Origin of the sequence: Streptomyces sp. SAI-170 (assembly GCF_049739565.1) — a bacterium.
Classification (GTDB): domain Bacteria; phylum Actinomycetota; class Actinomycetes; order Streptomycetales; family Streptomycetaceae; genus Streptomyces.
The window spans coordinates 7856447-7868638 of the sequence record NZ_JBMGQD010000001.1 but is presented as its reverse complement, the minus strand read 5'-3'; the positions used below and the strand labels follow the sequence as shown (position 1 = coordinate 7868638).

General features: G+C 75.1%; 10 protein-coding genes. 3 read left to right on the top strand and 7 right to left on the bottom strand.

Annotated elements, in window-relative coordinates:
• The 3 genes from cbiQ to RKD23_RS35310 all read left to right on the top strand — a co-directional run bounded on the left by cbiQ (nt 1) and on the right by RKD23_RS35310 (nt 2715).
• Complete coding sequence (gene cbiQ / locus RKD23_RS35320; RefSeq protein WP_424857421.1) at nt 1-750, top strand: cobalt ECF transporter T component CbiQ; 750 nt, start codon at nt 1-3, stop codon at nt 748-750.
• Nucleotides 751-758: 8 nt separating this feature from the next.
• Nucleotides 759-1607 (top strand): ATP-binding cassette domain-containing protein, encoded by an 849-nt coding sequence (locus tag RKD23_RS35315; protein ID WP_424858406.1) that lies wholly within the window; start codon nt 759-761, stop codon nt 1605-1607.
• 211 nt (nt 1608-1818) lie between these two features.
• On the top strand, nt 1819-2715 hold the full coding sequence (locus RKD23_RS35310) for a S1 family peptidase (RefSeq protein ID WP_404047449.1): 897 nt from the start codon (nt 1819-1821) through the stop codon (nt 2713-2715).
• Nucleotides 2716-2765: 50 nt separating this feature from the next.
• On the opposite strand, the gene RKD23_RS35305 is transcribed toward RKD23_RS35310, so the two are convergent.
• From RKD23_RS35305 to RKD23_RS35275, 7 genes are all read right to left on the bottom strand, one after another.
• Nucleotides 2766-3275 (bottom strand): GNAT family N-acetyltransferase, encoded by a 510-nt coding sequence (locus RKD23_RS35305; RefSeq protein ID WP_424857420.1) that lies wholly within the window; start codon nt 3273-3275, stop codon nt 2766-2768.
• A gap of 35 nt (nt 3276-3310) precedes the next feature.
• Nucleotides 3311-4165 (bottom strand): MOSC domain-containing protein, encoded by an 855-nt coding sequence (locus RKD23_RS35300; RefSeq protein ID WP_424857419.1) that lies wholly within the window; start codon nt 4163-4165, stop codon nt 3311-3313.
• Nucleotides 4166-4255: 90 nt separating this feature from the next.
• A complete protein-coding gene (locus RKD23_RS35295; protein ID WP_424857418.1) occupies nt 4256-4978 on the bottom strand; it encodes an alpha/beta fold hydrolase in 723 nt (240 codons plus the stop codon).
• Between the two features lie 15 nt (nt 4979-4993).
• Nucleotides 4994-5965 (bottom strand): alpha/beta hydrolase, encoded by a 972-nt coding sequence (locus tag RKD23_RS35290; RefSeq protein WP_424857417.1) that lies wholly within the window; start codon nt 5963-5965, stop codon nt 4994-4996.
• A 153-nt stretch (nt 5966-6118) separates the two neighbouring features.
• On the bottom strand, nt 6119-7027 hold the full coding sequence (locus RKD23_RS35285; protein WP_424857416.1) for a helix-turn-helix transcriptional regulator: 909 nt from the start codon (nt 7025-7027) through the stop codon (nt 6119-6121).
• 102 nt (nt 7028-7129) lie between these two features.
• Nucleotides 7130-8962 carry a BTAD domain-containing putative transcriptional regulator gene (locus tag RKD23_RS35280; protein WP_424857415.1) on the bottom strand — a complete coding sequence of 611 codons (1833 nt, stop codon included), beginning with the start codon at nt 8960-8962 and terminating at the stop codon, nt 7130-7132.
• Nucleotides 8959-12090: an AfsR/SARP family transcriptional regulator gene (locus RKD23_RS35275; protein ID WP_424857414.1), complete on the bottom strand. Its 3132-nt coding sequence runs from the start codon at nt 12088-12090 to the stop codon at nt 8959-8961. The genes RKD23_RS35280 and RKD23_RS35275 overlap by 4 nt, the downstream gene beginning before the upstream one ends.
• Nucleotides 12091-12192 lie beyond the last annotated feature (102 nt).

The following is a 12192-nucleotide window of genomic DNA, read 5'->3' as shown; positions in this document are numbered from 1 at the left end:
GTGCTGCCCATCGACGTGGCGGCGCACGGCAGCCGCTGGCGCCACCGCCATCCCGTGGACAAGGCCGTGCTCGGCCTCGGTCTGACCGTGCTGGCGATCTCCCTGCCGCCCTGGCCGGGCGCGGCCCTCGTGCTGGTCACGGCTCTGGCCGTGCTGCTGGGGCCGGCCGGTGTGCCGGGCCTGCGGCTGTGGCGTGCGTACCGGGTGCCGCTCGGCTTCTGCGCGAGCGGCGCGGTGACCCTGCTGGTGCAGGTCGGCGGGCCGGACGGCTGGATCTCGCCGGCCGACGGGGGTGCCGTGCGGGCCGGGGAGCTGATGCTGCGCACCTCGGCGGCCTCGCTCGGCGTCCTGCTGTTCGCGTTCACCACGCCCATGTCCGATCTGCTGCCGCGCCTGGTGCGGGCCGGGGTGCCGGCGCCCGTGGTGGACGTGGCGATGGTGACGTACCGGATGAGCTTCCTGCTCCTTGACTCCGTACGGCGGATCCGTGAGGCGCAGGCGGCGCGGCTCGGGCACACCACGCGGGCGGCGACCTGGCGTTCGCTGGCCGGGCTCGGCGCGACCGCGTTCGTCCGCTCCTTCGACCGGGCGGCCCGGCTCCAGTCGGGGCTCGCCGGGCGCGGCTACGACGGCACCCTGCGCGTGCTGGTGCCCGAGGCCCGCGTGTCCGTCCCCTTCACGGCCGGCGCCGTCGGGCTGCTCGCGGCCGTCACCGTCCTCACCTTCGTCCTGGAAAGGGTCCTGCCGTGAGCGAGGCCGTGACCGAGCCCCCCGTCGTCGCCCTGCACGGGGTGTCCTTCGCCTACGAGGACGGCCCCGATGTCCTCGACGGCCTGGACTTCGCCGTGCGCGAGGGCCGCGCCCTGGCGCTGCTGGGCCGCAACGGCACCGGCAAGACGACCCTGATGCGGCTGCTGAGCGGCGGACTGCGGCCGCGTGCCGGCCGGCTCACCGTCGAGGGCGAGCCGGTGTCGTACAACCGCGACGGGCTGACCCGGCTGCGCACGACGGTCCAGCTGGTGGTGCAGGACCCCGACGACCAGCTCTTCGCCGCGTCCGTCGCGCAGGACGTGTCCTTCGGGCCGCTGAACCTCGGCCTGTCCGACCCGGAGGTACGCGCGCGCGTGGCGGAGGCGCTGGCCGCGCTGGACATCACCGCGCTGGCCGACCGGCCCACGCATCTGCTGTCGTACGGGCAGCGCAAGCGCACGGCGATCGCGGGTGCGGTCGCGATGCGGCCTCGGGTGCTGATCCTCGACGAGCCGACCGCCGGTCTCGACCCGGACGGCCAGGAGCGGCTCCTGACCACGCTCGACGGGCTGCGCGCCGGCGGCACCACCGTGGTGATGGCCACCCATGACGTGGACCTCGCCCTGCGCTGGGCCGACGACGCGGCCCTGCTCACCCCGGCCGGCGTCCACACCGGCCCGGCCGCCACGATGCTCGCCCGCACCGAACTCCTGACCCAGGCCGGCCTGCGCCTGCCGTGGGGCATCGCCGCCACGGGAATGCTGCGCGCCCAGGGTCTGCTCGACGAGACGCAGTCGGGCCCGCGTACGCCGGAGGAACTGGCCGCGCTCACGCCCCGGTTGGCGACGGACGGGTGAGCCGTACCGGGTGTCCGCACTCATGCGGTGCAACGGCTGACATTTCAGCCTGATCTTGAGTGAACCTCCGTTCCGTGGATCCCGTCTGGCTGTACGACATCGGCCACCGCGGCCCGACGACTCCCCCGGCGCGCACCGCAGTTGCGGCGGCGGGCCGGGGCCGTCCGGCGGGTGGTGGCCGCGGAGACACGGAGAACGGAGAAGACCCTCCATGCGTCTGTCCACCCCCCACAGAGCGACGGCCCGGCGGATCGCCGCCACCGCGGCCGCGACCGGCGCGGCGCTCGCCCTGACCGCCGCGTCCGTCGGCACCTCGCACGCCGCCGACACCTCGGCGGACCGCGGGCGTCCGACCGCGCAGATCATCGGCGGTGTCGCCCAGCCCGACGGCAAGCACCCGTTCATGGCGGCGCTGCTGCAGAAGGGCACGGGCAGCCCGTACGACCGTCAGTTCTGCGGCGGCAGCCTGCTCGCCCCGGACATGGTCATGACGGCCGCGCACTGTGTGCTGGGCACCAAGCCCAAGGAGATCGAGACGGTCGTCGGCCGGACGGTGCTGTCCAAGAAGAACCAGGGCCATCTGCGCCAGGTGACCGACATCGTCGTCCACCCGCGCTACGCCCGGGGCCAGGAGGCGTACGACGTCGCCTTCCTCTTCCTCGACAAGCCCGTCCAGGGCATCGCACCGGTCCACCTGCCCACCGAGGGCACGGACGCGCTGATCCGCCCCGGCGCGCAGGCCACGGTCATCGGCTGGGGCAACACCAACACCGAGGTGACGAAGTACGCGGACCGGCTGCGCGCGGTGAACGTGCCGATCGTGTCGCACATCGAGTGCAAGGCCACCTACGCGGAGTACGACAAGAAGGTCAACGTCTGCGCGGGCGTCGAGGGAAAGGACTCCTGCCAGGGTGACAGCGGCGGCCCGCTGTTCCGCAAGCTGAAGGGCAGGCAGGGCGTCTACCAGATAGGCGTCGTGTCCTACGGCGACGGCTGCGCCGAGCAGGGCGCCCCGGGCGTGTACACGTACACCGGCTCCCACGAGCTGTGGAAGACGCTGGACGAGTCGGCCAAGGGCAAGCGCGTGAAGCGACTGCTCGGCCGCTGAGCCGCCGGCCTCGGGCGGGGTGGGGCGCTGCTGCCCCGCCCCGCCCGGGGTCAGATGCCGAAGGGTGCCGCGTACCGGACGGTCCCGGCGGGCAGGGGGTGACCCGGGTCGAGGGCGAGGGCCATGAGGGCCTCGTCCGGGACGTCGATGGTCACCCCGATGCCGTGGGCGGAGGCCCGGGTGAAGCCGAACCTCGGGTAGTACGAGGGGTGCCCGAGGACGACGACGTACCGCTCGCCCCGTTCCGCGGCGGCCAGCAGGGCCGCGCGCACGGCCGCCGCTCCCGCGCCGGTGCCCTGGTGCTCGGGCAGGACGGCCACCGGCCCCAGGCACAGAGCCGGTACGTCGCCGATGTGGCAGCGGGTCAGCAGGGCATGGCCGACCGGCGTGCCGTCGGCCCCGGCTGCCACGACGGACAGTCCCTCGATCCACGCCTCGTCGGCCCGCAGCGCGTCGACGAGGTCGGCCTCCAGCGGGGTGTCGAAGGCCGCGAGTTCGATCGCGCGGACGGCGGGGATGTCGGCGCTCGTCTCGGCGCGGGTGATCCAGTCGGTGCTCATGTCAGGTGAGGGTACGGCCGCGAGGCGGCCCGGGCTCACTCGTTTTCCTCCCGTACGACGGGGTCGCCGACGCGTACCAGGCCCGGCCGTACGACGTCCAGGTAGACGCCGACGCAGGACAGCCGGCCGAGGCTCAGCACGGGAACCCGGTGTTCGCGGGCGACCGCGCGCATCAGGGCGGGGTCGGGCGGGAGGGACCCGTGCGCCAGGGCGGGGACCACACAGCGCGGGGTCGGCACGGTGACCCGTACGACGGCGGTGCCGATGCGCAGCCGGGCGCCGATCCAGGCGTCCTCGGCGAAGCCCGGCTCGTCCGGGGTGGCGATGACGAGGTTGGGCCGGAAGCGGCGCGCGTCGGCGTCACCCGAGGGGTGCGCGGCCCGCAGGCGGGCCAGGGTGGAGGTGGTGACCAGGTGGACCCGGCCGAAGTCGAAGAAGGTGCCGGGGGCGACGCCGCCGGAGGTGACGAGGGCGCCGGAGTCGTCGGGGCGGGCCGTCTCGCGCAGCCGCTCGGGGATGCCGCCGGGGTAGTCGGGGACCGCCCGCTCCAGCCGGTGCCCCTGCGGGTCCGGGGCCTGGGCCAGGGTCACCTCGCGGCCCAGCAACTTGCTGAGAGCCGCGTCGAGTTCGGGGTCGCCGACCGCCAGGGCGGTGCCGTCCGGGAGGTGGACCCGTACCGTTCCGCCGTGCAGCAGTTCGCTGCGGCAGGCGAGCAACGGGCCCCACTTGCGGGGGTGTTTGGCGCTGCCGACCGCACCGGTCGCGTCCAGCACCGCGACCGCGCGGTCGCCGTTCAGTCCGTGCTCGCCGAGCCCCATGGCGGACAGGGTCTCGCCCAGCATGGATTTCACCGGGTAGCGGTGGATCGCCTCGACCGTTCCTGCCGACATGTTCCCTGTTCCCCCTGTGCGGTCGCCTTGCGGGCCGGAGGGGGATCGTAGACCACGCGCCCCCCGTGAGAGGGGCGCGTGTCGGTGGCCTCAGCGGGTGGCGCGTACGGCGTCGCGGATGAGGGCGGCGACCTGCTTCGGCTCGGAGACGGCCACCGCGTGGGAGGCGCCGTCGAGTTCGACGACGGTCGCCCCGGCGCGCTTGGCGGCGAACCGCTGCACCTCGGGGTTGATGGCCCGGTCGGCTCCGGCGACCAGTGCCCAGGACGGCTTGGTCTTCCACGCGGCCGCTGCGGCGGTCTCCTCGAACGCCGCGGCGGCGAGGGGGCGTTGGGCGACCGCCAGGATCTCGGTGACGTCCGCGGGCACGTCGGCGGCGAAGACCGACGGGAACGCGTCCTGGGCGATGGTCACCTCGACGGCCGGCTCCCCGCCGGGCCCCGGGTACGTCCACTGCTGGAGGTTCTCCGCCAGCGGGGAGAGCGGGAAGCGGCCCTGGAGCTCACCGAGGCTCTCGCCCTCCTCCAGGACGTACGCGGCCACGTACACCAGACCGACGACGTTCTCGGTGGTGCCCGCGACGGTGATGAGCGCGCCGCCGTAGGAGTGGCCGACGAGCACGACGGGGCCGTCGATCTGGGCGGCGACGGAGGCGATGTAGGCGGCGTCGGAGGCGAGGCCGCGCAGCGGGTTGGGCGGGGCGATCACGGGGATGCCGTGGGAGCGGAGCTCGGCGATGACGCCGGACCAGCTCGCCGCGTCGGCGAAGGCGCCGTGGACGAGGAGGACGGTGGGCGTGGTGGGCTGGGTCATGAGGGTCTCTCCTGGTCAGGCGTTGTGCAGGGCGGTGCGGAGCGTGCCGGCGGCCAGCGTGATGGCGGCCTCGGCGGCATGGGTCGCGCGCAGGGCGTCGAGCATCACGAAGTCGTGGATGATGCCCTGGAAGCGCACGGCGGTGACGGCGACGCCCGCCTCGCGGAGCTTGTTCGCATAGGCCTCGCCCTCGTCGCGCAGGACGTCGGCCTCGGCGGTGATCACCAGGGCCGGGGGCAGTCCGGTGAGCTGCTCGGTCGTGGCGCGCAGCGGCGAGGCGGTGATCTGCGCGCGCTCGGCCTCGTCGGTCGTGTACTGGTCCCAGAACCACTGCATGCCGTCGCGGCGCAGGAAGTAGCCGGTGGCGAACTGGTGGTAGGAGCCGGTGTCGAAGGAGGCGTCGGTCACCGGGTAGAACAGCACCTGGTGGCGCAGCGGGACGCCGCCGCGCTGCTTGGCGAGCAGGGTCAGCGCGGCCGCCATGTTGCCGCCGACGGAGTCACCGGCGACGGCGAGCCGCGCGCCGTCGAGGCCGCCGGACGGGTCCTGGTCGGTGATCCAGCGCGCCACGGCGAAGTTCTGCTCGACGGCGACGGGGTAGCGGGCCTCGGGCGACAGGTCGTACTCGGGGAAGACCACCGCGGCCTCGGCGCCGACGGCGAGTTCCCGCACGAGCCGGTCGTGGGTGTGGGCGTTGCCGAACACCCAGCCGGCTCCGTGGATGTAGAGGATCACCGGCAGCGGGCCGGTCGCGCCGGCGGGCCTGACGATCCGGGCGCGGACGCTTCCGGTGGGGCCGCCCGGGACGGTGACCCACTCCTCGTCGACCGCCGGCTTGGCGGTGTCGCCGGACTGCACCTCGTCGACGGCCTTACGGCCCTCGGCGGGCGGCAGGTCGAACAGATACGGCGGATTGGCGGTGGCCTCCGCGAACGCGGCCGCCGCGGGTTCCAGAACCGGCGCGACCGGTCGGATGGCTTCGGACATGGACAACTCCAGGTGTTTCGGTGGTGTCTCGCCTCGCCGGTCACGCTAATTCGCCAGGGCGGGCGGGAATTGTCCGGCAGCGCACCGGCATCGGTCCGCCAGTGCACTGCGGGGAAGACCGTGTTCGTGGTGCCCTTGGACCGGCACGGTCTGTCACGCGGGCGGGCCGCCCGCCGCCTCCCGCCACTCGCGCGGGGACATCCCGTACGTGCTGCGGAAGACCCGGCTGAAGTGGGTGGCGCTGAGGAAACCCCAACGGGAGGCGACCGCGGCGATGGTCCGGTTGCCACGGCCGCGCAGCACCAGTTCCCGACGGCACTCCTCCAGCCTCCGGCGCTGGATCCACCGGCCGACGCTCGTGCCCTGTTCCTGGAACAGCTTGTGCAGATAGCGCACCGAGATGTGATGGGCCCGGGCGATGGACTCCGGGGTCAACTCCGGGTCGCCCAGGTGCAGTTCGACGTACTCCAGGATCTTCGTCACCAGGGGCGACCGGGGCTCGCCCGGCCGCGTGCCCGCCTCCAGGCGCTCCGCGGCGAGGGTGGCCAGCACGTTCACGGCGTTGCGGGCGAGCATCTCGTCCACCGGGCTGCGCGCCGTCGCGACGGCATGGGCGAGGTCGGACAGCAGCGGCGACAGCAGGGCACCGAGCCGGGAGGACCGCGGCACGGGCGCGGCCGTCAACCGCGGTACGTCCGCCGCCGCGAGCCCCAGCAGGGCGCTCGGCACCAGGAACACCTTGGCGCGGGCACCCGCCGGGAAGGCCGTGACGGGCGGGCGGTGCAGGTCGTAGAAGCAGACGTCTCCGGGGGCGACATGTGTCCCGGCGGGCGGTGTCGGCATGGCAGCGGGCCGTGCGGTGGCGCCGCGCAGGCCCACGAACAGGTACTCGCCGCCGTCCCGGAGGAGCAGCCGGTGCGGCGGTCCGGCCGGGCCGTCGCGGCGCTCGGCGGGGAGGGCGGCCGGGGCCGGGCCGGTGATGACGATGTCGACGCCCAGGGGCAGACGCCGTATCCGGTTGCGGCCGGGCTCGGCCTCGATCGTGCAAGGGGTGGCCGTCATCCGTCGTCGCCTCCGGGCCGTGCGTGGGTTCGTACTCCCGGACCGTAGGTCGGCGTCTGTGCAAAAAGAGTGACACCGCAGTGACGGCAACCTCGGAGTCTGTTACTCCGCTTCGGTGGCGAACGCACGCACCAACTCGTGCAGGGCGTACCGGCCCGGGGTCCGCTCGGTCAGCAGATGGGCGTCGGCCAGCTCCGCGAGGGCGAGTCGGGCCCGGCGCGGGGGCAGATCCGCCAGGTCGGCGGCCTCCCTCGCGACGATGTCGGCGCCGGGGTGCCGGGGCAGTCGGCGCAGCAGGGCGGCGGCCGTCGGGGACAGGCCGCGGCAGGAGGCCCGGAACGCCTCCCGGACCACGCCGGTCCCGGCGAGGGGGTCGGCACGCAGTGTCGCGGCCAAGGCCGCCAGCGGGACATCGGCAGGGGCGGACGCGGCGAGTGCGGTCAGGGCCAGCGGCAGGCGGCCGCACCGGGCCACGATCTCCTCGGCGGCGCGCGGCTCGGCGGCCGTCCGCGCGGGCCCGAGCCGCTCGGCCAGGAGGGCCAGCGCGTCCTCGGTGTCCGGCGGTTCCAGACGCAGCGGCCGGGCACCGGAGGCGATCAGACCGGGCAGGGCCCTTCGGCTGGTGACCACGGCGAGCGAGCCGGGCGACGGCGGCAGCAGCGGGCGCATCTGCTCGGAGTCGGCGGCGTCGTCGAGCACCACCAGCACCCGGCGCCCGGCCAACACGGTCCGGTACAGCCCCGCCCTCGCCGCCAGCCCCTCGGGGACGCGCCCCGGCGGCACCCCGAGCGCGGCGAGCAGCCCGGCCAGCACCTCGGCGGCCGTCGCCACGGGCGCGTGCGCGGCGAACCCCCGCAGATCGGCATGGAGCCTGCCGCCGGGGAACCGCGTGGCCGCGGCCTCGGCCCAGTGCCCGGCGAGCGCGCTCTTGCCGACTCCGGCCATGCCGGTGACCAGGACCGCGGCGGGCGCCGCGGTGGCGGACCCGGCCGCGTCGGAGAGGGCGTTCAGCAGGGCGAGTTCGCGCACTCGTCCTACGAACGTGACTTGTGGTGAGGGTCGTTGGGTTTCCGGGAGCGGCAGCGGGGAGCGGCGGCCAGGAGCGTGCGGCCGTACGAGGTCGTGGGGCGCGGGCGGATGACCTGGTCCGTGTGGTCGTACGGCCTCCTGGAGGACCGCCGCGTGGGCGGCGGCCAGTTCGGGGCCGGGGGGCACGGACAGGTCGCGGGCGAGGGTGCGGCGGATGGCTTCGTACGACGTGAGTGCCTCGGCGCGGCGGCCGCAGGCGGCCAGGGCGTGGACGAGTCGGGCGTGCAGGGGCTCGTCGAGGGGGTCGAGGGCGGCGGCGCGGCGCAGGGCGGGCAGGACGACCTCGGCGCGTCCGCAGCGCAGGGCCGCGTCGGCGGCCATCTGGGCGGTCCGGACGAACTCGCCCTCCAGCGCGGTGAATTCGACGTGGCCCCGGACAGCCTCGGGGATGCCCATGGCGACCGGGCCGCGCCATTGGGCGAGCGCGTCGGTGAAGGCGCGTACCGCCTCCTCGGAGCGGCCGGTGGCGGCGGCCCGCGCGCCCCGGCGGGTGAGGTCGCGAAAGCGCAGCAGGTCGACCTCGTCCTGGCCGGCCTCCAGCAGGTAGCCGCCGGTGTGCGGCAGCAGACGCCGGCCCGGGGCGCGGAGCGGGAGCCCCGGTTCCAGGAGTCTGCGCAGTTCACCGGCGTACCGGCGTACGACGTTCCGGGCGCTGGCGGGTGGCCGCGCGGGCCACAGGACGTCGATGATGTGGTGCATGCGGACCGGGCGGCCGGGGTGCAGCAGGAGCAGGGCCAGCAGGGCGCGCTGCTGCGGGAAGCCGAGGTCGGTCTCGCGGTCGCCGGCATGCACGCGCAGGGGTCCGAGCAGCTCGAACCGCAGGGCGCCCGGCGGAGGGCCGTTCACCGCTGCTCGGCACGGAGGTTGGGCGATGCGGCTGCGGACCTGTCGGCGAGGCGGGCGGCGGCCTGTTCGGCGTCGGGGTGGCCGAGCCGGGTGAGCAGGGCGAGGGCCTGCTGCCAGCAGGTGCGGGCGCCGTCGGGGTCGCCGGTGGCGAGGTGTGTGTCGCCGAGGCGCAGGAGGGTGACGCCCTCCAGGTAGGGCACGCCCAACTCGCGCAGGAGCGCCAGGCAGTTGCGGTAGCCGAGCAGGGCGTGCGGGTGGCGGCCGAGGTGGTGATAGGCGTAGGCGATGCTGTCCCAGGTGGCGGCCTGGCCGTAGCGGTCGCCGAGTTCCTGGAGCGTGGTGAGGGCTTCGAAGCAGTGCCGCAGGGCATCGCGGTACTCGCCGCGCAGGGCGTGGTACCAGCCCACCGAGTTGAGCACGCTGGCCTGTGCGGCGTGGGCGCCCGCGGCGCGGAACAGGTCGAGGGCGAGCCGGTTGTGGCGCAGGGCGCCGTCGAGGTCGCCCTTCTGCTCGGCCTCCCAGCCGAGGCTGCGGTGGGTGTCGGCCCGGCCGATGTCGTCGCCGAGGGCGGTGAACAGCTCCAGGGCACGTGCGAGGCGGGGCAGGGACCGCTCGTGCAGGCCCAGTCGGCCCTCCGCGCGGGCCAGTCCGCGCAGGCCGCGGGCCTCCAGGGCGGGCTCGCCCAGCCGCAGGGCGGCGTCGAGGGCGGTGCGCTGGGCGGCCGCCCCGTCGTGCCAGTGGCCGCGCCGGTCGAAGAAGGGCTCCATCGCCCAGGCCAGCAGGCAGGCGACCCGGTCGTCCCCGGCAGCGGCGGCCGAGTCGACGACGGCGAGCAGGACGGCGTACTCCGCGGTCAACCAGTCCAGCGCGCGGGTGTCGTCCGCGAGCGGCTCGGGGGTGGCGCCTTCGGGGAGCGGCGGGAGGGGCATCTGGTCGGCGTGCGGGGCGAGCAGCATGCCTGCTGTGTGGGCGGTGTGCAGGTAGTGGTGGTGCAGGCGGCTGGTGGCCGCACTGCGTTCGGCCTCGGTGTGCCGGTCGTGGAGGAGTTCGGTGGCGTGGGCGCGCAGCAGGTCGTGGAAGGCGTACCGGCCGGGGGCGGGTTCGTTCAGCAGGTGGACACCGGCGAGTTCGGCGAGCAGCGGCCGGACGCGGCGCGACGGCAGCGCGGCCAGGGCGGCGGCGGCCGGTGCGGTGATGTGCGGGCCGGGGTGCAGGGCGAGCAGGCGGAAGACGCGGGCGGCCTCGGGCGAGACGGCCCGGCTGGACCAGGAGAACACCGTGCCGACGTCGAGCGAGACGTCCGAGCGGGCGAAGGCGTCCAGGCTGCCGTCGGCGTCGCGCAGTTCCGCCGCGATCGCGCCGAGCGGGAAGGCGGGGTGCAGGGCGGCGCGGGCGGCGACACAGGCCAGCGCGAGGGGCAGCCCGGCGCACCTCCGGACGACCTCGTCCGCGGCCCCGGGCTCGGCCTCCACCCGCTCGGCACCGAGCCTGCTCACCAGGAACTCCCGTCCCTCCTCCGCCCCGAACGGGCGCAGCGTGAGGGCCCGGGCACCGTGCCCGGCGATCAGCCCGGCCAGGTCGTCGCGGCTGGTGACGAGCGTGAGGCAGCCCGGTGTGCCCGGCAGCAGGGGTCGTACGTGGTCGGTGTCGCGGGCGTTGTCCAGCAGGATCAGCACCCGGCGGCCCGCCAGCAGGCCGCGGTACAGGGCCGTTTGGGCGTCCAACCCGTGCGGAACCCGGTCGGGCGGCACACCGAGGGCATGCAGGAAGCCGCGCACGGCCTCGCCCGGTTCCGTGACCGCGCCGGAGGGGTCGAAGCCGCGCAGATCGACGTAGAGCCGGCCGTCGGGGAAGCGGTCGGCCAGCTGGTGGGCGCAGTGCACGGCGAGAGTGGTCTTGCCGACTCCGGCCATTCCGCCGATGACACCGATGACGACCGTTCCGGCGGGGTCTACGGGGTCTACGGGGCTGCCGTTGTCGTTGCCGTTGCCGTTGCCGTCGGTGCCGGACAGCAGGGCGCGCACGTCGGCCAGTTCGGCGGCTCGGCCGGTGAAGGCGGGGAGGGCGTGGGGCAGTTGGGAGGGGACTGCGGCGGACGGGGTGGGGCCCTGCTGGGGGTTGAGGGTGGCGGGAGATCGCAGGTCCTGTGCGTCAGGGGCTTGCGGGTCGGGCGGGGCAGGGCTGGGCGTCGCGGTTGGCCTGTCGGCGGGGTGCGGGGCCGCCACGCCAGAACTGTGGTGGTCCGGCGTATCCGCGAGGTATGGGGCCGCCACGCCAGAACTGTGGTGGTCCGGCGCACCGGCGAGGTACTGGGCCACCGCGCCACGGCTCTGCTGGGTAGCCATGCCGGAGATGCGCGGCCCGGCCCCGTCCGAGATGGCCGTCTCCCCCCTCGCCACCTCCCACGCCGCCCGCAGTTCCGCCCCCGGGTCGATGCCCAGTTCGTCGGCGAGGCGGGTGCGGGCGGAGTCGTAGGCGGTGAGGGCCTCGGCGCGGCGGCCGGTGGCGGTGAGGAGGAGGATCAGGCGGGCCAGGACGGGCTCGTCGAGGGGGTGGTCGGCGGCGGTGCGGCGCAGGGCGGGCAGGACATGGTCGGCGGTGCCCGCACGCAGGGCGGTTTCGGCGGCGGCGCGTGCGGCGCAGAGACGTTCCGCCTCCAGGGCGGTGAACGCCGGGTGCGCACGGGCGCGCGGGCCGAGGTCGGCGGCGACCGGGCCCTGCCACAACGCCAGGGCGCCGACGAGGAAGCCGACAGCGACACGGGGTTCCGCGCGGCGCGACTCCTCGTACCGCTCGCGGAAGCGCAGCAGGTCGGACGTGGTGCTGTCGGCCCGCAGCCGATATCCGCCGGCCGAGCGCGGCAGCCACGTACCCGGTGCGCGCGGCGCCAGCTCCGGCTCCAACAGGCGGCGGAGGGAGCCGACATGGCGGCGGATCAGGTTGAGGGCGCTGCGAGGAGGGTGCGGGCCCCACAGGACGTCCACGATCTCGCTCACCGCGACGGGCTGTCCGGCCCGGGCCAGCAGCAGGGCGAGCAGGGCGCGTTCCTGCGGTCCGCCCGGGTCCAGCTCGGTGTCCGCCCGCCAGGCCCGTACCGGACCGAGCAGCGCGAACCGTATGTGTTCCACCGGCGCCCCACCCCCTTCCGGTCTCCCCGCCCGGTGTCGACTCTACGTCACCGGTGGGGTTACCCGGAGTCACTATCCGCAGGTCGGACGTGGGGCGGGGTG

What these genes read in the sequence shown, in the direction of transcription:
- RKD23_RS35285 (WP_424857416.1), bottom strand. Translation starts at nt 7,027, where the DNA reads ATGACGGCCACCCCTTGCACGATCGAGGCCGAGCCCGGCCGCAACCGG.
- RKD23_RS35305 (WP_424857420.1), bottom strand. Translation starts at nt 3,275, where the DNA reads ATGAGCACCGACTGGATCACCCGCGCCGAGACGAGCGCCGACATCCCC.
- RKD23_RS35290 (WP_424857417.1), bottom strand. Translation starts at nt 5,965, where the DNA reads ATGTCCGAAGCCATCCGACCGGTCGCGCCGGTTCTGGAACCCGCGGCG.
- RKD23_RS35300 (WP_424857419.1), bottom strand. Translation starts at nt 4,165, where the DNA reads ATGTCGGCAGGAACGGTCGAGGCGATCCACCGCTACCCGGTGAAATCC.
- RKD23_RS35295 (WP_424857418.1), bottom strand. Translation starts at nt 4,978, where the DNA reads ATGACCCAGCCCACCACGCCCACCGTCCTCCTCGTCCACGGCGCCTTC.
- RKD23_RS35310 (WP_404047449.1), top strand. Translation starts at nt 1,819, where the DNA reads ATGCGTCTGTCCACCCCCCACAGAGCGACGGCCCGGCGGATCGCCGCC.